The organism is Acidobacteriota bacterium (assembly GCA_038040445.1).
In the GTDB taxonomy this organism is placed as follows: Bacteria; Acidobacteriota; Blastocatellia; order UBA7656; family UBA7656; genus Onstottus_A; species Onstottus_A frigus.
Window position 1 is genome coordinate 53,084 of record JBBPIG010000007.1, and the last position, 18,670, is coordinate 71,753.

Below are 18,670 nucleotides of genomic sequence, written 5' to 3' on the forward strand. Positions count from 1 at the left end.
ACTCTTAGCGGCCAATGCAATAAAGATTCTTCTCGCCGCGAATGAAGATCATTCCATCGGAGATCGCCGGCGAAGCATACACGGGCTCTGCGATGGAGTTGGTGGCGATCACTTCGTGCTTCGGACCGGCTTTGATCACAAACGTATCGCCGTCTTCGCTGGTCAGCAAAATCTTGCCGTCGAACGCCACCGGCGATGCGGTGAACGTAGCCGGAATCGGAATGCGCCCGCCTTCATAAACTATCTTGCCGGTCTTCGCCTCGAGGCAGGTTATGATTCCCCGGTCCGACAACAGGTACAGATATTCGCCGTACAAAATCGAAGAAGGCACGTAAGCCGCGCCTTTGTCATATTGCCAAACGATGTTCTTGCTATCGCTGAGATCGCCCGAAGCGCCAAGCGTGATCGCAAAGGTCTTCTTAACTGGAAAGCCCGCGTAGACGAAAACCATTCCCTTACCCGCCAACGGTGTTGCAATGGCGTTGCTTGCATGACCCTTAGTTCGCCATAGCTCCTTACCGGTTTTCGGATCGTAAGAAATGATCAGCTCATTGCCGCTGGTAATCATCTCCGTGCGCTGCGTACCGCGAACGATGAGCGGCGTCGACCAGCTTGCCTGGACTTTGCGGGCAGTCTTCCACACTTCTTTTCCGGTCTTCTTGTCCAGAGCGACTATGAATGACTTCTCGCCGTTGTCCTCATCGCATTGAAGGATGACGGTGTTCTCGAACAGCACCGGAGAAGTACCGGTTCCCATCCCAAACGTCGCGATCGGACCAGGTGAAACTTTCCAGATCAACTTGCCGCTGAAGTCATAGCAGTACAAACCTTCCGTGCCGAAGTATGCAAAGACATAGTTGCCATCGGTAGCCGGAGTGGGCGAAGCAAAGCTGGCCTTGCGATGCCGGTCATCGTAGACCGTGCCTTCGTAGGCCGTGCGTTCCCACAACGTCTTGCCCGTGCCGCGATCTATGCAGAGCACCTTGAACGCATGCTTGCGATCTGCGCCGATGCTGTCGGGATGCTTGTAGGGTTTTCCATCCTCCTTGTGCTCGACCGCCTTGGCTCCTGGAACCACATCGCCTTCAATGTCGGTGGTGAGAAAGATCCGGTTGTCCCATATGATCGGCGACGAATGCCCGCGCCCGGCGATCGGGATCTTCCATTTGATGTTCCTGGTATCGCTCCAGTCGGCTGGCAGGTTGGTTTCAGAAGAGACCCCGTTGCCATCAGGGCCGCGCCACTGCGACCAATTGTTTTTGGGCGCAGCGTCAGACGTGAAAGGTCTGACAACCCCGAAGACCATCAGGCAAGCGGTCAGAGTTAAGAGCGGCAGCGTTTGTATGCGTTTCATAGTGTAGTGACTCCTGGTGAACATCTAACCCGATCATTTCTTAGCCGGCCGCATGTTCGTCAGTTGTTTCGCGCCAAGTTAGCTTTGTTGCTGATGCAGAACAAACTCTTCTCACCCCGAACAAATAGTTTGCCGTCGGCGATCGCAATCGAAGTTCGGCTAGGCTCACCGATTGAATTCGTTCCCAGCACTTCGTGCTTCGGACCTGCCTTGATGACAAACGTGTCTCCGTCATCGCTCGTAAGCAGAATCTTGCCATCGAAGGCCACCGGCGATGCGCCGTAGAACTTCGTCGCAATCGGAACGCGCCCGCCTTCGTAAACCACTTCGCCGGTCTTTGCGTTCAAGCACGAGAGTATGCCTGCATCGCTCATCAGGTAGACGTATTCGCCATACAGAATCGGCGAGGGTACATACGAGGTTCCTTTGTTGTAGCGCCAAACGATCTTGTCTGTTTCATCAAGATTGCCCGACCCGCCGAGCCGAATCGCGACGATTGCTTTCGACGGGAAACCCGAGGAGAGAATGACCAGTCCGTGGCCAACCACCGGCGTGGCTATCGCGTGGCTCTTGAGCCCGGTAGCTCGCCACAGTTCCCTGCCGGTTGCCGGATCATAAGAGATCAAAAACTCATTGCCACTCACGACCATCTCGGCGCGTTCGGGGGTTTTAGCAATGACCGGCGTCGCCCAACTGCTTTGCACCGGCCGGCGCACGCGCCAGACTTCGTTGCCCGTCTTTTTGTCCAGCGCGGTCATGAACGAGTAGGTGCCGTCGAATTCCTGATCGCACAGCAGGATCACCAGGTTCTCGTAGAGCACCGGCGAAGTGCCCACCCCCATCCCCATCGTAGCGATGCCCCCGAGATTCTTCTTCCAGATCAGCTTGCCGTTGAAGTCGTAGCAGTAGAAGCCTTCCGATCCGAAGTAGACATAAACGTTCTTGCCATCCGTAACGGGCGTGGGCCCAGCGTACGTTCCGCGGCGATGGCGATAATCGTAGACGGGGCCTTCGTATGAAGTTCGCTCCCACAGAACTTTGCCCGAATCGCGATCGAGGCAAAACACCTTGAAGGTGTGAAGCTTGTCGGAGCCCGTCCAATCCGGGTGTGTGAACTCCTTATCGCGCATCATGTGTTTCACCGGTTTGTGATCCGCAGGCCCGGGGCCGCCTTCAATCGCGGTGGTCAAGAAGACTTTCTTCTCCCAAATGATCGGCGACGAAAAGCCGCGGCCGGGAATCGCGGTCTTCCAAAGCACGTTTTTTGTCTCGCTCCATTCTGTAGGGAGGTTCTTCTCGTTGGAGATGCCCTGGCTGTCAGGCCCGCGCCACTGCGCCCAGTTCGAGCCTGAGCTGGCAGGCTTTGTCTTTGACGGCCCCGAAAAACCTGAAACAACCGTGCAAGCAAGCGATGAGTAGAGCAACACTGTCAGAATTCGTTTCACGTAAGAGATCCCTCCTGGTTTTGTCTTCAAACGATGCTTCAAGCTCTTAGTCTAGTCTGGTAGTCAGTCATGCATTAGACCGTTCCGCCACAAAGACTCGAAGACACAAAGCCGCACGAAGTCGATAAGCTCTCTAAGTTACTGCCATCGTGCTCCTTCGTGCCTTGGTGGCTTGGTGGCAGAAGGGAGTTTCTCAGCACGCTGTTAGTACGGCCTCACTTCGCTTGTGACGCCGATGAACGCTCAGCGATTGCAAAGACGTTATGCTGGCCTCGCACGAAGATCATACCGTCGGAAATCGCAGGTGTTGCCATCAACACCTCGCCCATCTGGTTCGTCGCCAACAACTCATACTTGGCGCCTGCCTTCACGACGAAGATTTCTCCGTCTTCGCTCGATAGATAAATCTTGCCGTCAGCGGCGACGGGCGACGCGCTGTAGGAACCGCCCTTGTCACCGATGCGCTGCTGATAAAGCCGCTCGCCGGTCTTCGGATTGTAGCAGGCCATCACGCCTTGATTCGCGCACGTGTAGAGATACTCGCCGTAGATCAGCGGCGACGGCATATAAGTTCCGCCGCGCTGCATGCTCCAGGCCACGTGCTGATTGGACGTTTCATTTGGTTTGAGCGAGATGTCTCCGGTTGCGCCGGCGCGAATCGCATAGATCGGCTGATTCGGGCGGTAGCTGTTACAGATGAAGATCAGGCCGTGACCCGTTACTGGCGTCGTCGCAGTGACCTCGGGATTTCCTGTCAGCTTCCAAAGCTCCTTGCCGGTCATCGGATCGTACGCTCGTGCCGCCCTGGTCGCGTTTGTTATCAGCTCGACGCGCGCGGGGCCTTCGTAAATGGTCGGCGTGCCCCACGATGGAATCTCCTCGCGCGGCGTCATCCAAAGCTGCTTGCCGTTCTTCAAGTCATAAGCCGCTATGAACGAGTTCTTCTGAACATCGCACTGCACGATGACCATGTTCTTGTAGATGATCGGCGAGCTGGCCGTTCCCCATTGATAGTCAGGGTCGTAGAACCAGCCTGTATCGAGCACGCCCAGGTCTTTCTTCCAGACTAGCTTGCCCGTCATGTCGTAACAGTAGAGCCCTTCCGAGCCAAAGAACGCCACAACGTTCTTGCCGTCGGTCACAGGAGTCGAGCTTGCGTGAGTTGACTTGATGTGACGCTTGATCTTGGGCACGCCTTCCCAAGCTATGCGGTCCCAGATGATCTTGCCGGTTCCTTTATCGAGGGCGTAGACGTGCCAGCTATGCTTCGACGTGTCTTTGTCCGAATCAACGTCACCGTAGAGCCCGTGACGAAAGTACTCGCCGCCCTTACTGCTGACGGCCGTCGTGACAAAAACCTTGTCTCCCCAGACCACCGGGCTGGCATGCGCAAGTCCAGGGATCGGAGTCTTCCACAGAATGTTTGTGCCTTTGGTTGCGTCCCAACTCGTAGGGGTCGGCTTGCCGTCTGCGACCCCGGAAGCATTCGGCCCACGAAACGATGGCCAGTTCTGTGCTTGTCCGAAAGCGGCGCCACTAGCGATGAGAACGATGAGCAGCGCAAAGCTGCAGGTGCGCCGGGCTCCGTTAATAGTGCGATGACGAAACATTGATCCCTCCCAAAGAAAGTTCGTAGTTCGGCCTTCAGGCGGAAGTTTGTAGAATGGCCTTAGCGTTGAATGCTGCTACAAACTTCCGCCTGAAGGCCGAACTACGAACATGCTATTTCTTCTCGACTCGTTTGAAGACGAAGTTCGCGCCCCCCTGGCTCAACGCCAACCCGGTGACTTTGTCGCCTTCGATGTTAAACGCGATCGTCGCCTCAACCTCGAGGATCGCGAATGTGTTCTTGCTAATCGCAGAAGTGGTGAACCAACCCTGGCCGCTGACCCTTCCGGCGAGCTTTCCGTCTCTGATCTCAATGGCGAGCTCGCCGACCTGTTCGTTCTTATATAAGCCGGCATAGCTCTTCAAGACGTCGGGATCAACGGTTACTTCGGCCGCGACCGCGCCTGCCTTCTTCAACAGCTCGACGATCTCCTTGTTGCCTCCTGAAGAAGCTCGCCGCAGCGCGTTGTTCAGAGTCTCGGGTTTTACGCCACCCTTTTCGACCACTGCCTTGACGATCTCGACGTTGCCGTCTTGAACTCCCGACATCAGCGCACGCTCGATGCCGGCGGCGCCTTTGTCCAACAAGAGCTTCACCACCTGCGCGTGTCCGTGCGACAGCGCCCACCCGAGAGGGACCTCTCCGTAGAAGGTGTCCTTCACGTTCACGTCCGCGCCGCGCTCGATCAACACCTTCACCACCTCGACGTGTCCCTTATCGCAAGCGTAAGACAGAGCCGTCGCGCCGTAGCGCGTTTTGGCGTTCACATCCACGCCCGCATCGAGAAGCGCTTTGACCGCGGCGGCGTCGCCTTTTCTCGCCGCCGCGAAGAATTCTTCGTTCTTATCCTGTGCGCTCGCGGTCAGCGGGCACAACAATATGAGAGCCAGCAAAAACTTTTGTCCGGTTGACATCGACACTCCCTCGATTCACGGGACTTTTGAAAACCCGCCTTGTTGGGCACACCCTAATAGCAGGAAGCTTACGGCTTTTGCATCTACCGCGTCGAGATTATTAGTGGGCACTGTGATACTGCCGCGCTCGAAGTGTGAAACGTCGCCTCGGTCCAGCAGGTTCAAAGAATCCCTGCTTGACGCGCCTAACCGCAACATAATATCTTGAGATTCAACGAGTCAAGGCTAATGCAGTGGAGAAACTTGCTTCGTGCGGATTCGATGAGCGCGAATTCAGACCTATCTGTGAAGGGCCAATCATGAATGCCATTTTCCCGAAGTACCTATCCTTCGCACTGATGTTGTTCTTTCTCGTTCCGGCCGGCCGCGTTCGATCGGGAAGCGATTGGACTGACTGGCGAGGCCCGGCACGCGTCGGCGTCTCGCTCGAAAAGGGTCTGCCCACTCGCTGGTCGCCAAAAGGAGAGAACCTTGTATGGAAGGCTCCCTACGGCGGACGTTCGACGCCGATTGTGATGGGCGGCCGCGTCTTCCTGTTCAACTCGGCGGGTGAAGGCGAGACGATGCAGGAGCGCGTGATGTGCTTGAACGCCGACACCGGCAAGCTCTTGTGGGAGCATCGCCTCAACGTCTACGAGAGCGACGTGCCGACGCGCCGAATCGCCTGGTCATCGCCTGTTGGCGACCCGGCGACCGGCAACATTTACGTGTTAGGCGCTTGCAACGAGCTGACTGCTTTTTCGAACGACGGAAAAGTGCTGTGGGGACGATCGCTGACTGAGGAATTCGGCTCCTGGACGACGCACGGCGGGCGCACCGCTTCTCCGATCATTGAAGGCGACCTTGTAATCGTAGGCACGATCATAGACGGATGGGGCGACACCGCGCAGCGCAAACATCGCTTCTATGCTTTCGACAAGACGACCGGCGAATGCGTCTGGACCAGCGCGCCGGGGGGCCGTCCTTACGACACGGTTTATCCAACGCCGATCGCGGCGACGATCAACGGCACTCGGATGATCATCGTCGGCGGCGCTGACGGCGCTGTGTGCGCGATGAAGGCCCAAACCGGAGAGCCGGTGTGGACCTACGCGATCACCAAGCGCGGCATCAACAACTGCGCGGTGATCAACGGCACGACCGTCTTCGTTTCACACAGCGAAGAGAACCTCGACACAAACGAGATGGGCCTGATCGCCGCGATCGACGCGACGGGGAAGGGCGCGCTCACCAAGGCTAACATCAAGTGGTCGGTCAACCGCATCCGGGGCGGTTATTCTTCGCCGGTCATTGACGGCGACCGCCTTTACCAGATCGACGACAGCGCGAATGTGTTCGCCGTCGATATCAACACCGGCAAGGAACTCTGGAAGCATACGATCGGCACGCTCCAGCGAGCGTCGCCGGTGCTCGCCGACGGCAAGCTCTACGTCGGCACTGAGAACGGAAAATTCTTCATCCTCAAGCCGGGACCGGCCGGTTGTCAGGTGCTGGATGAAGATGAGCTCGAGCCGGGCGTCAGCAACGTGCAACTCAAAACCGACGCGGGCGACGATTTGATCGCGGCCAACGAGCAGATACTCGCTTCGGTGGCCGTTTCGCGCGGGCGCATCTACCTCGTTTCAACCAAAGCGATTTACTGCATCGGCAAGAAGACGCCCTCGCCCGCGCTGCCGCCAGTGACAGAGACCGTGGAGAATGCGCCGGCGGGCGCAGCCGTAGCGCACGTGCAGATCGTGCCGGCTGATTTGTTGATGAAGCCGGGCCAGACGGCGAAGTTCAGGGTGCGCCTGTTCGACGATCACGGGCGTTTCATACGCGAAGAACCGAATGCGGCGTGGTCGCTCGAGGGTGTGAAGGGCGCGGCTCAGAGCAATCAGTTCACGCCCGCCGCCGATGCCGGCGTTCAAACTGGGATCGTGAAAGCGGCGGTCGGAGGAGTCACCGGAGTCTCTCGAGTGCGCGTGATCCCGGCGATGCCGGTTAGCGAGGATTTTGATTCAACACCGGTGGACACCGTTCCCAGGTACTGGATCAGCACCGGAGGCAAATACGTAGTGCGCGAAGTAGAAGGCAACAAGGTGCTCGTTAAAAATCCCAACCCGCCGGCTTTCAAGCGCGCCCGGTCGTTCTTCAGCCCGGCCGATTGGTCGAACTACACAACCCAAGCCGACGTCCGTGCGACGGAAAAGCGGCGTCAAATGGGCGACGCCGGGGTTGTGGCCCAGCGTTATGAGCTGGTGATCATGGGCAACAGCCAGAAGATCGAGCTGCGTTCCTGGCAGGTCGAAGCCACGCGCACAGTCAGGAAGCCGTTCGCATGGAAAGCGGACACGTGGTATCGCCTGAAGCTGCAAGTCGAGAATCTACCTGACGGCAAGGTGCGAGCTCGCGGTAAGGCGTGGCCCGCGTCCGAGCCCGAACCCGCGGATTGGACTCTTGAGCGCGTTGAGTCGCCTGGCAATCGTCAGGGCAGCGCCGGGATCTTCGCCGACGCGCCGAACGAAATATTTATCGATAACATCAAGGTGACACCAAACAAGTAGTTTGGTAGTACGGGCTTCAGCCGGAAGTTTGTGAGGCCGTTCTGCTGCGACATTCGAGTTACGAACTTCCGACTGAAGGCCGTACTACGAACATGGAGATTTATGAAGATACGCAGTTCTAACTTGCTCTTATTCGGCGGCGCGTGCGCGCTGTCGCTTGCGATTGTTGCGCATCTCGTTTCAGCTTCCGATCCCGGCAACGGTGACTGGCCGATGTGGGGAGGGACGCCCGACCGGAACATGGTCTCGAATCTGAAAGGCATGCCGACAAGCTGGGACGTCAAGACCAAGAAGAACGTCAAGTGGGTCGCCACGCTTGGCTCGCAGAGCTACGGAAACCCCGTGGTCTCAGGCGGCATGGTCTACGTCGGTACTAACAACGAAGGGTTGCGCGACCCGAAGCAGGGCGGCGACCGCGGCGTGCTGATGTGCTTCCGTGAATCCGACGGCGAGTTCCTTTGGCAGCACACCAACGAGAAGCTTGCCGCCGGGCGCGTCAACGATTGGCCGTTTCAAGGAGTTTGCTCTTCACCGCTTGTCGAGGGCGACCGGCTCTATTACGTCACGAATCGTTGTGAGGTGGTTTGCCTCGACACCCAGGGCTTCCGCGATAACGAAAACGACGGGCCTTACAAGGAAGAGAAGTTGACCGGTCAGTCCGACGCCGACATCGTTTGGAAGTACGACATGATGGAGGAGGTCGGCTCGCAGCCTCACAATATGTCGAACTGCTCTCCGGTCTCGTACGGAGACATTCTTTACATCTGCACTTCAAACGGCCAGGATGAAAGCCACGTGAACATTCCTTCGCCGAAGGCTCCGGCGATCATTGCGATCAACAAGAAAACAGCGAAGCTTGTCTGGGAGGACAATTCGGTTTCCGATCGCATTCTGCACGGGCAGTGGTCTTCGGCAGCGGTCGGCAAGATCGGAGACGTGGTTCAGGTGGTTCACGGGCAGGGCGACGGCTGGGTGCGTGGTTACGACGCGACGAGCGGAAAGAAGCTCTGGGAGTTCGATTGCAACCCGAAGGACTCCGTTTGGCCAAAGACGCGAAACGAGCTGATCAGCACACCGGTGATCTTCGACAACAAGGTCTACGTTGCTAACGGACAGGACCCGGAACACGGAGAAGGCGTTGGCCATCTCTACTGCATAGACGCGACCTTGCGGGGCGACATAACCAAGACGGGAGCCGTGTGGCACTACGACAAAATTCGACGATCGATCTCGACCGGAGCGCTTTACGACGGCATGCTGTTCTATCCAGACTTCAGCGGCTTTCTGCACTGTCTGGACGCAAAGACCGGCAAGGCATTCTGGGTCCATGACATGTTCGCGGCGGTGTGGGGCTCGCCGATGGTCGTGGATGGCAAAGTTTATCTGGGTGACGAGGACGGTGACATCGCGATTCTGACGGCCGCCAAAGAGAAGAAGGTCATTGGCGAAATAAACATGGGAAGCTCCGTCTACTCCACGCCGATCCCGGTCAACGGCGCACTGCTCATAGTCAATCGCAATCAGCTATTCGCTCTGGCAGAGAAGAAATGATGGTTCACTGCCGCCGCGCAAACGAGAACGCGCGAACGTCAAAGACTTCCGGAATCCCCCCAACGGCAGTTGGGGGATTGTTCACGGGCAACCTACTGAGGCTTGCGAGGCAACTCCGTTGGGCGGAACAACTCCGTTAGGAGTTGAATGGTTTATAGAAGAGCTCGTTCCAAGTGGCGCGCCCCAGCGGGGTGCCATGTCGGTCAGTCGCTCATCGGATGAGGATTGATGCGGCACATTGCACCCCGCTGGGGTGCGGCTACCAGGCGCACTACGGTTCCATAAACATCGCACCCCTCTGGGGTGCCTCCAGCAATTACCGTGGGATGCCGAGCTCGGATAAAAGTTGGTTGTATGGAGCCCTTTGATTTTCACAGCCGGACACGATTGATCTTCGGCGAGGCGTCGTTTGACCGGCTCGGCGCTCTGGCGTCGGAACTTGGCTTTCGCCGCACGTTGCTGGTCGCTGACATTGGGATTCTCGCCTGCGGCTATGTAGAGCAAGCAACCAAGATTCTCACCGACTCTCGAATCACGGTATTCTCCTTTCACGATTTCGATTCGAATCCAAACACAACAATGATCGACGCCGGGCGCGCCGTCGCCGCATCGCTGGAGATAGATTCAATCATCGGCCTTGGCGGCGGCAGCTCAATGGATACGGCTAAGGCTATCAACTTTCTGCTGACCGGCGGCGGAGCGATGCGAGACTATTGGGGCTACGGGAAAGCTCGCGCGCCGATGCTGCCGATGATCGCCGTACCTACAACGTCGGGCACCGGCAGCGAGGCTCAATCGTACGCTCTCATCTCTGACTCTGAGACTCACGTCAAGATGGCTTGCGGTGATCCCGGCGCTGCTTTCAAGGTCGCGATCCTCGATCCGGGCTTGACCGTATCACAGCCTGCCGGCGTCACCGCGACCGCGGGTTTTGACGCGATCTCACACGCAGTCGAAACCTACGTCACAACTAAGCGCACTGCCGCGTCGGAACTTTTCTCACTCGAAGCGTGGCGGTTGCTTGAAGCTAATTACGAACGCGTGATCACGAATCCCCAAGACATCGAAGCGCGCGGCGCTATGCAGCTTGGCGCTTATTGGGCGGGACTGGCGATCGAGAACTCGATGCTTGGCGCGACTCACGCTTGTGCGAACCCGCTGACGGCAAACTACAACACCGAGCACGGCGTGGCGATCGGACTGATGCTCCCGCACGTTGTTCGATGGAACGGCTCGGCTGTCGGTGATCGCTATGATCAACTCTTGAAGCACGGATCGGTGACTGTGAATCGAGACCATCCCGCGGAAGCTCTCGCTGACAGGCTTGAAGAGTTGCTGGCAATCGCCGGAATGACGCGCGGCTTGAAGACGGAAGGTATTCCTGAAAACGATCTTCCGCGCCTCGCCGAAGAAGCGGCCGGTCAATGGACAGGAGAGTTCAACCCACGGCCGTTCGGCGCCGCGGAAGCGCTCGAGCTCTATCAGCGCGCTTATTGAGCACGCACGAACTTCTCAAAAGGAGGACTATCGTCTTTGGTCATGCAATCATTCAGAAAAACTCTCTCGATACTTCTTCTGCCGGTTTGCGTTCTGCTTCTCGTCTCACCCTCGAAGTCGCAGCTTCCTCCGGAAACCTGGTCTCAGTTCCGAGGAGGCCACCAGTTGATCGGCGTCTCGGTTTCAAACGTGCCTAAAGACCTGAAGCTCGTGTGGACCTACGAAGCCGGCGAATCCATCGAGTCATCGGCCGCGATCGTCAACGGAGCGGTTTACGTCGGTTCGCAATCAGGCGAGCTAGCAGCGCTCAGCCTCTCGGACGGCTCGGTGCGTTGGAAGTACAAAGCGACCGGACCGATCGGCGAATCCTCTCCGTGCGTGAGCGGCGGCGTAGTCTTCATCGGCGATCTCAACGGAACGCTGCACGCGGTCAACACGCGCGACGGCAAAGCGATTTGGACCTTCAAGACTAGTGCTGAGATCAAGTCCTCACCTGTCGTGGTGGGCGATCGAGTGCTGATCGGTTCTTACGATGAGCATCTCTATTGCGTCGCTGTTTCGAACGGCTCGCTCATCTGGAAGTTCAGGACCGGCGGCCCGGTTCATTGCACCGTCGGCGTCTCGAACGGCATGGCGCACGTTGCGGGTTGCGACGAAACGTTTCGCGCGATTCGAATAGCCGACGGCAAAGAAGTGTTCCACATTGCGTCGGGCGCTTACACCGGAGCGTCGCCCGCGCTGGTAGGTCAAAAAGCATTCTACGGTACGTTCAACAACGAAGTGCTCGCAGTCAACCTTGGGACTCGGCGTATCAGTTGGCGATATCGGAATCGTCAGCGGCAGTTCCCTTACTATTCGTCCGCTGCAGTCGCCGAAGGCAGAGTGGTGGTCGGCGGTCGCGACAAGATGGTTCACTGCATGGACGCGGCTACAGGCAGGGAGTTGTGGACGTTTATGACGCGCGCTCGAGTCGAGTCTTCACCGGCGCTTGCTGATGGAAGAGCGTTTATTGGTTCGAACGATGGGAAGTTTTACGTGCTGGACTACAAGACAGGCGCGAAGGTCTGGGAGTTCAATGCGGGAGCGCCGCTGTCAGCTTCGCCCGCGATTGCCTCGGGCCGCGTCGTGATCGGGTCGGAGGATGGAAGGCTCTACTGCTTCGGGCAGTGAGGTTATCTATCCTGGTGAGCCAACGCGGAAGTCGTTACAATTTGGCTCGTGATACGCTCGTTCGCCGATCGCGGGACCGAGGACATATTTGACGGTATCGAAACAAGGGTGGCACGCAGGACTTGCCCGAAATCTCTATGGGCGGCTGCGCGTCGCAAGCTCGACCAGCTCAATCGGGTGCGCGACATTTTGGAGCTAGCGATTCCTCCGGGCAATCGGCTCGAGCGGCTCCGACGTGACCGAGCCGGTCAACACAGTATTCGTATCAACGACCAGTATCGTATTTGTTTTCGTTGGGAGAAGGGTTATGCAGACGAAGTCGAAATCGCGGACTACCACTAGTACCGGTTCTCGCCGAGGCAAGCCCTCGCAGCTCGTTTCAGCGCGGCGTCTACCCACTAAGCGACCACCCACCCATCCGGGAGAAATGCTCTTCGAAGAGTTCCTCAGGCCACTCGGAATCAGCCAGTCAGCCTTTGCTGAGCGACTGGAAATATCTTTTCCTCGTTTGAATGAAATCATCCGAGCGAAGCGAAGCGTTACGCCCGATACGGCCCTTCGCCTTGAGCAGGTACTGGGAATGCCGGCCGACTTTTGGCTCGGTTTGCAGCAGGATTGGGACCTCTGGCATGCCGTGCGAAGCAAGAAAGCGGCATCGATTGCCCGCCTTGAGCCCCTCCGCCAGGCAAGCTGAGGCGCCGCCCAACTCTGACAGGGCGGCGTCGTGATCAGGTCAGAAGATGGGCGTTCTCAATAAGGCTGTCTTGGCCGTTAGCGGTCAAATCACTCACAGAGTACAATGCCGGACATGGGCATCGGTCTTGAAGAGTTGGAGAAGCAGGCTCGATCGCTTAGTACAGAAGAGAAGGCGACGCTTGCTCGCATCCTCATCGAAGGGCTCGACACTACAATCGATGCCAATGCCGAGCAGCTATGGCTTGAAGAGGCGCAACGTCGTTATGAAGCATTTCTCAGAGGTGAGCTTGAGCCGCTCCCCGGCAATGAGGTAATGGAGCGTGCGCGTGATCCCATTGGGTGAAGGGATTTCTATAATGATCGCATAGGGTGCTTTACCGGAGGTCTGATGTTCTACAAGATTCCATTGCTGCTATCGCCCCAACCGGAAGGTGGGTTCACGGTTACATCACCGCTTCTCCCCGAGCTTGTCACGGAAGGCGATACGCTTGACGAAGCGTTGGCCAACGCGCGCGATGCGCTTTCAGCAGTGGTCGAAGCGTATGAGGACCTGGGCCGGCCGCTACCCGCCAATACAATGCTTGCCGACGCGAGTAGCCCGCTCTGGCTGGAGACCGTAGTAACCACGCCATGACCTATCGTGAGGTCACTCGGAACTTGAAGGCGTTAGGGTGTCAGGAGTCGCCACGTCGCGGCGGCGGCTCACACCGAAAATGGCTTAACCCCGCGGCGCAGCGAGTCACCACACTTCCTGATTGGGGCAGTAAAGATCTCAAAGCGGGGACTGTCCGAGCAGCAATCAAACAACTCGGCATCGACTGGTCAGACTTCGAAACAGCGTAGCATCACTCAGGCAACTCCTCTCGCGCCGGCTCCGGCAGCCAAAAGCTCGCAACTAATCCAATCGCGTAAACAAGAAATGCCACCGCTGCTGCTCCGTACGCAAGGTAGTGCGCCCTCTCAATGGGATTGAGCGCTGGGTTGCCACCGCCCATCATCAATGCGAACTGCGTCGTCAGCAGCGCCGCCGAAGTCCCCACCATCCTTCCTCCGACGTTCGCCGCAAAACTCTCGCCTGTACCGCGAAGATGCGTCGGGTACATGCGCGGCAGGTAGTTTCCCCAAAAGCTCAATTGCCCAACGGTGAACAGCCCCGCGAAGAAGACTCCCCATTTCAGCATCCCGAGATCGTGCACCGCGGGATAGAGAAACACCAGCGGAACGATGAACAGTCCCGGAATCTGAAACACGCGGAGCAGCTTGCGGCGCGACACGATGCGAAGAGCCAGAAACGCGAGCAGAAACCGGCCAGCCAATCCACCAAGCTCTTGAAGCGTTTGAACGCCCGCTACCGTGGACTGGACAAGTTTCTGGCGCTCGGGCGGCGGCACGCTGCTGTCTACCGGAACGAGCGCGGGCACGATCTGCGGAAGCTGCTGGATCGCGCCGAACGCCGCGCCGAGGCTGCACGCAAAAATCAATGCGCTGACCAGAGTAGTCCGGCGATACAGAGGTCTGAAAATCTCGGCGAAGCTTGGCCGCTTGAGCGTCCCTGCAGCCTTCTTTTCCTTCCACACCGGCGACTCAGGTAAGAACGGACGAATGATGATCAAAGGAATCGCAGGAATCAGTCCTGAGATCAGCAGGTATCGCCAGGTGTCGTGACTCCCTTGAATGGGCGGCAGCGAAAGGGCGATCTTCGCGATCAGAAGCGCCATCAGGCTGACCATGAACCCGCCGAGTGAGGAGAACGCCTGCGTGTAACCGATGATCGTTTCACGCCGCTTCGGCTCGGGAAAGAGTTCGGCGAGCCACGCAACCGCGGCGACGAATTCCACGCACACACCGACGAACGTCGTCGTCCTCAACACAAGCAGCATCGGCAGCGAAGTCGCAAACCCAGCGCCCAGCGCCGAAAACGCATACAGCAAAATGCTCCACGTTAAGATTCTTCGCCGCCCGAGCCGGTCGGTCAGATAGCCGCCGAGCAGTCCAAAGATTCCTCCGCACACTGCGGGCACATAGAACATCAGGTCGCGCCAGCGCGTGAACTCCGGCGTGCCGAACGTCAACCCTCCGAGTTGTTCGAGCGCCGGCCGCAGGATCAGCGGGAGCATCAGCAGCTCGTAGGTATCAAAGGCAAACCCGATGACTGCGATGATGCAGATGAGCCATTGGATTCTGGTGAGACGCGGAGAGCCATCAGCGGGAGAAGTCATAATGGGCTAGCATTCTTTGTGAAGTCTGACCATACGTCAAGGCACGTGCGGCCATCGGAATCAGTTTCTCTGGCCGCCGCTTTCGAGACCCAAGGGCGTTGCTCACACAGCAGCCCCATAATACACTTGCTCGTTCTCAAGGCTCAGCGTGCGAGGTGTCGGGTGGAGATCGAAACCGTTATCTGGCTCAGATCCGTCGTGGACAAACTCGCTGGCAAACATCAGGTAGACACGTTAGAAGTTGAAGAGGTCCTCAGCAACCGTCCAAAGATTCGCTTCGTTGAAAAGGGCACACGCAGGGGCGAAGATGTCTACCTTGCCTTGGGACAGACTGATGCAGGGCGATACCTGGCAGTACTGTTCATTTACAAGAAGGCCAAAGAGGCATTAATCTTGAGCGCGAGAGACATGGCCGCCAGGGAAAGAAGGCAATATGGCAAGAAGTAAGGCGCAAGAGGTCCCTCTCCCGAAGAAACTTGACGATCTTGTCGAGTTCTTTGAAACACACGACATGGGGGAGTACTGGGATCGCATGCCAGAGGCCCATTTTGAGGTCGAGATAAAGAAAAGAACTCACCTGATCGCGATTGACGAAGACATCGCCGATCAGATAACAGCGATCGCGAAGTCAAAGAAGACCTCCTCGGAAACCTTGGTCAACTCATGGCTGAAGGAGAAGATCCAGAAAGCCAGTTGAAGCAATGAAGAAACGCGTCAACAAACGCTTCGGTAATGCGCTTCCGACGGAGTGGTACCACGTTGAGCGATTTGCGCAGCGAGCATGGGTCAACGCTATGTACGCCTACTCGTTTGGTATCGTTGGCAACCTGAACGGGCACGAGGGTCGCAGCTTAGGCACCGGCATCGGAGTCTGCTGGAATGACATACACCTGGTCCTTACTGCGGCACACACGCTGGCTGATACCCCCGTTGATAGACTCTACTTGATGGTCCCTGCGTCAACATTGGAAATTGGCGACTCGCTCGCGGACGTAGATCGTAGCAAGGTGTTAGTCCAGACCCGAGGTCAGTTTGAGGGTTCGCGGGTTGTGATCAGCAAAGAAAACGATCTTGCAGCGGTCGTCTTGCCTCATCAATCGGACGATGCGACACAACACTTCTATAGATTCGATAGCAGACGGACAATTGCACCGCCTGGGACCGTCGTAGGTCTGTTCGGTTACCCGGCATGTCGCGCCAAACCAATGGGTGTGCGTGCAAACTATGCGGTGCTTCCGTTCTGCGACTTAGGTCAAGTTTGTATCGGACCAATAAATCACAATCACAAAACCCAGCTATTGGTTAAGTATTATGCGGGAGCAGAAGTTGATCCGCATGGGCTCAGCGGAGGTGGAATCTGGAACTTTAAGAAATCGAGCCTTATTTGGTCACCCAAGCTCGTGCTCGCCGGTTTGATGACTAACTACGACAGAAAGAAAGGGGTCATCATCGGCTATCGCGTTGCAACCTTACTACGGTTCCTTCGAAAGAGCGAAGGCGAGATGCAAGCCCTCACTGGCCCGACCGATAACGGTTCGCTCAAGCACTGACCTGCAAGCAGTCCTTTTGAATTCTGCTACCGACGTCAAGTGCTAGACAGGGCACCGCGCCGGAAGTACCGCGAGAGTGTGGTCGCGCTCGGCTTCGATGTGAAAAAAGAAACTACGACTAACAACACCGCTGATATGATCGTCATCGGTACAACCGGCATCAATCCAAACACCGCAGTCCCGCCCGGCGTTCGCGACAGAACTTCGACTCCGGCTACCGACCACATCACTACCGGAGGTCCCGGAGCCGGCGCAGGAACAAGGGATTGAAAGACGGCAACCGCTGCTACTGCCATCGCCGCCCAAACCGTGCTCGCAAGCGCTCCCCACTTTGTGCTCTTCTTCCAGAACAGCGCCGCCACCAACAGCGGCGACAGCGCCGAGTAGCCCGAGAACGCATACTGGACGGCAAGATCAAAAATGTTCTGAGGGGCTCGCAGCGCAACCGCGTACGCGGCGATCGTTATCAGAATGATAAACAGACGCCCGGTGTGAACCTGAGCCGCTTCGCCAAAGCGTTTCTTCCCGCCATAGAACGCAAAGACGTCTTCGGTGAACATCGTCGACAGCGCGAGGATTTGAGAATCGCTCGCCATCACCGCGGCCATTATCCCTGCGCCCAGCAACCCCGCCAGCCAGATCGGCGCGTAGCGCTCTAACAGCAGCAACAACACATCGTCGGCAACCATCTTCTCGCGCAACCCGTCGCGCTCATCGGGCGTCAGCACCGGACCTTCGACTGCAAGCGCGCGGCGCGCTTCGAGCTTCTGCTGAATCTGCGGAACGTCGTTCATTCGATTGGCCATCACCCCCAGAAAAACACACGGCAGCCACAGCGCCAGCATGCAGAACGGATAGAGGATGACCGTCTTCTTGAACTGACTCATCTTGCGCGCGGTCAGACAGAAGATCGTTATGTGAGGAAACGCAATCGACGATAGCGGTATGAAAGTGTAGCTGAAGAAAAACAGCGGTGAGATGCGTTCGCGCGTTAGAAGCGGCGCAGTGCCGGGCGAGGCGAGCAGCGTCTCAGCCGACTGCTGAAACCCGCCCATCCCAACTCCAATAACAATCAGCGCGATCGCCCCGAAGCACAAAAACAGCGACGTCTGAAATGTGTTCACCCACGCCGTCCCCCGCATCCCGCCAAAGAACACGTAAGACATCACTACCATCGCCACCACCGCGCCTCCCATCCAGTAAGGGACCCGGCCGCCGCTGATCGCGCTCAGCGCCGTTCCGCCACCCATCACTCCGATGATGATGTACGGAATGAGAAACGCCGCCTGGACCACGAAGATGACCGTTCCGATGTGACTGCACTCCCAGCGATCGCGAAACATCTGCACCGGCGTAATGAAGCCGTACTTCTTCCCGAGCGCCCAGACTCGAGTGCCGATAAACAAAAGCGAGAGAGGAATGATCAGCGCCGACGATGAAGCCATCAGCCCGAAGGTCACAATACCGTTGTTGAACGCGTGCCCAGACGAGCCGAGAATGGCGAACGCGGTCATGTTCGTTCCGAACAGCGAGAACAGAAAAACGTAGGGTCCCAGTGAGCGGCCTGCCAGGAAGTAGTCTTCTGCCTCCTCGCGATGGGCCGACCTTCTAAACGCGAAAATGCCGATGTAGATAACGACGGCGAGATATGCGAAGACGAAGATCGTCGGGATCACTGCTCGCCCTCCCGACCGCGTGGCGCAGACTTCAGTCTGTGATCGAGTTCGGCCTGCTCAATGACTACCGGGTTCGAATCTCGCAGACTGAATCCTGCCCCACCCTCAATCTCTTCTTCGAGGTGTGAAGGCCACGCGTGCTTTACTAGCATCCACATTAAGAGCGCGGCCGCGACGGTATAGCAGGCGTGATAGAACAGCCCGATGGGAATAAATCCGAAGACGAGCGGACGCGCCGCCCGCCAGAACCAGAAATCCTGATGCAGGACGTAAAGAGCAACTACAATGATCGGCAGCAGTGCTCGTTTCATTCAGCTTTCGTTGTAGCCATTGTAGAAATGTCTGCGTAATATGGCACAGCGCCGCAGAAAATTGCAACGCCCGCGTGCTGTTTGTTAGAATGAAGGGCAATCGCGAGGAGGCGCGCTTTGCATCAGAACTTC

At 57.4% G+C, this 18,670-nt stretch carries 19 protein-coding genes; 12 read left to right on the top strand and 7 right to left on the bottom strand.

Going from position 1 to position 18,670, the window contains the following annotated elements:
* Positions 1-4 precede the first annotated feature (4 nt).
* The 4 genes from AABO57_09425 to AABO57_09440 form a co-directional block, all read right to left on the bottom strand.
* The gene (locus AABO57_09425; protein MEK6285946.1) at positions 5-1,354 is read right to left on the bottom strand and encodes a PQQ-binding-like beta-propeller repeat protein; all 1,350 of its coding nucleotides are present in this window, start codon (positions 1,352-1,354) and stop codon (positions 5-7) included.
* A gap of 59 nt (positions 1,355-1,413) precedes the next feature.
* Positions 1,414-2,799: a PQQ-binding-like beta-propeller repeat protein gene (locus tag AABO57_09430; GenBank protein ID MEK6285947.1), complete on the bottom strand. Its 1,386-nt coding sequence runs from the start codon at positions 2,797-2,799 to the stop codon at positions 1,414-1,416.
* A 215-nt stretch (positions 2,800-3,014) separates the two neighbouring features.
* Positions 3,015-4,409, bottom strand: coding sequence for a PQQ-binding-like beta-propeller repeat protein (locus AABO57_09435; protein MEK6285948.1), 1,395 nt, complete (start codon positions 4,407-4,409; stop codon positions 3,015-3,017).
* A 112-nt stretch (positions 4,410-4,521) separates the two neighbouring features.
* Complete coding sequence (locus AABO57_09440) at positions 4,522-5,322, bottom strand: ankyrin repeat domain-containing protein (GenBank protein ID MEK6285949.1); 801 nt, start codon at positions 5,320-5,322, stop codon at positions 4,522-4,524.
* 299 nt (positions 5,323-5,621) lie between these two features.
* On the opposite strand from AABO57_09440, the gene AABO57_09445 reads away from it, so the two are divergent.
* The 9 genes from AABO57_09445 to AABO57_09485 all read left to right on the top strand — a co-directional run bounded on the left by AABO57_09445 (position 5,622) and on the right by AABO57_09485 (position 13,625).
* The gene (locus tag AABO57_09445) at positions 5,622-7,868 is read left to right on the top strand and encodes a PQQ-binding-like beta-propeller repeat protein (protein MEK6285950.1); all 2,247 of its coding nucleotides are present in this window, start codon (positions 5,622-5,624) and stop codon (positions 7,866-7,868) included.
* A gap of 102 nt (positions 7,869-7,970) precedes the next feature.
* Positions 7,971-9,419 (top strand): PQQ-binding-like beta-propeller repeat protein, encoded by a 1,449-nt coding sequence (locus AABO57_09450; protein ID MEK6285951.1) that lies wholly within the window; start codon positions 7,971-7,973, stop codon positions 9,417-9,419.
* 354 nt (positions 9,420-9,773) lie between these two features.
* On the top strand, positions 9,774-10,916 hold the full coding sequence (locus tag AABO57_09455) for an iron-containing alcohol dehydrogenase (protein ID MEK6285952.1): 1,143 nt from the start codon (positions 9,774-9,776) through the stop codon (positions 10,914-10,916).
* 42 nt (positions 10,917-10,958) lie between these two features.
* Positions 10,959-12,086, top strand: coding sequence for a PQQ-binding-like beta-propeller repeat protein (locus tag AABO57_09460; GenBank protein ID MEK6285953.1), 1,128 nt, complete (start codon positions 10,959-10,961; stop codon positions 12,084-12,086).
* A 108-nt stretch (positions 12,087-12,194) separates the two neighbouring features.
* Positions 12,195-12,428 carry a type II toxin-antitoxin system RelE/ParE family toxin gene (locus AABO57_09465; GenBank protein ID MEK6285954.1) on the top strand — a complete coding sequence of 78 codons (234 nt, stop codon included), beginning with the start codon at positions 12,195-12,197 and terminating at the stop codon, positions 12,426-12,428.
* Positions 12,394-12,780: a HigA family addiction module antitoxin gene (locus tag AABO57_09470; protein ID MEK6285955.1), complete on the top strand. Its 387-nt coding sequence runs from the start codon at positions 12,394-12,396 to the stop codon at positions 12,778-12,780. Before AABO57_09465 ends, AABO57_09470 begins: the two co-directional genes overlap by 35 nt.
* A 105-nt stretch (positions 12,781-12,885) precedes the next feature.
* On the top strand, positions 12,886-13,125 hold the full coding sequence (locus AABO57_09475) for an addiction module protein (protein MEK6285956.1): 240 nt from the start codon (positions 12,886-12,888) through the stop codon (positions 13,123-13,125).
* A 45-nt stretch (positions 13,126-13,170) separates the two neighbouring features.
* Positions 13,171-13,416: a type II toxin-antitoxin system HicB family antitoxin gene (locus AABO57_09480; protein ID MEK6285957.1), complete on the top strand. Its 246-nt coding sequence runs from the start codon at positions 13,171-13,173 to the stop codon at positions 13,414-13,416.
* The gene (locus AABO57_09485) at positions 13,413-13,625 is read left to right on the top strand and encodes a type II toxin-antitoxin system HicA family toxin (GenBank protein ID MEK6285958.1); all 213 of its coding nucleotides are present in this window, start codon (positions 13,413-13,415) and stop codon (positions 13,623-13,625) included. The genes AABO57_09480 and AABO57_09485 overlap by 4 nt, the downstream gene beginning before the upstream one ends.
* A gap of 2 nt (positions 13,626-13,627) precedes the next feature.
* Here the strand turns inward: AABO57_09485 and AABO57_09490 are convergent, their stop codons facing one another.
* Positions 13,628-15,001: an MFS transporter gene (locus AABO57_09490; GenBank protein MEK6285959.1), complete on the bottom strand. Its 1,374-nt coding sequence runs from the start codon at positions 14,999-15,001 to the stop codon at positions 13,628-13,630.
* A gap of 162 nt (positions 15,002-15,163) precedes the next feature.
* Between AABO57_09490 and AABO57_09495 the strand changes: the two genes are divergently transcribed.
* The 3 genes from AABO57_09495 to AABO57_09505 are packed head-to-tail and all read left to right on the top strand — an operon-like array spanning position 15,164 to position 16,551.
* Positions 15,164-15,448, top strand: coding sequence for a BrnT family toxin (locus tag AABO57_09495; protein ID MEK6285960.1), 285 nt, complete (start codon positions 15,164-15,166; stop codon positions 15,446-15,448).
* Positions 15,435-15,698, top strand: coding sequence for a CopG family antitoxin (locus tag AABO57_09500; GenBank protein ID MEK6285961.1), 264 nt, complete (start codon positions 15,435-15,437; stop codon positions 15,696-15,698). The genes AABO57_09495 and AABO57_09500 overlap by 14 nt, the downstream gene beginning before the upstream one ends.
* Positions 15,699-15,702: 4 nt before the next feature.
* The gene (locus AABO57_09505) at positions 15,703-16,551 is read left to right on the top strand and encodes a hypothetical protein (GenBank protein MEK6285962.1); all 849 of its coding nucleotides are present in this window, start codon (positions 15,703-15,705) and stop codon (positions 16,549-16,551) included.
* 35 nt (positions 16,552-16,586) lie between these two features.
* Here the strand turns inward: AABO57_09505 and AABO57_09510 are convergent, their stop codons facing one another.
* A complete protein-coding gene (locus tag AABO57_09510) occupies positions 16,587-18,227 on the bottom strand; it encodes a sodium:solute symporter family protein (GenBank protein ID MEK6285963.1) in 1,641 nt (546 codons plus the stop codon).
* Positions 18,224-18,538, bottom strand: a complete 315-nt coding sequence (locus AABO57_09515) for a DUF3311 domain-containing protein (protein ID MEK6285964.1) — start codon at positions 18,536-18,538, stop codon at positions 18,224-18,226. Before AABO57_09515 ends, AABO57_09510 begins: the two co-directional genes overlap by 4 nt.
* Positions 18,539-18,670 lie beyond the last annotated feature (132 nt).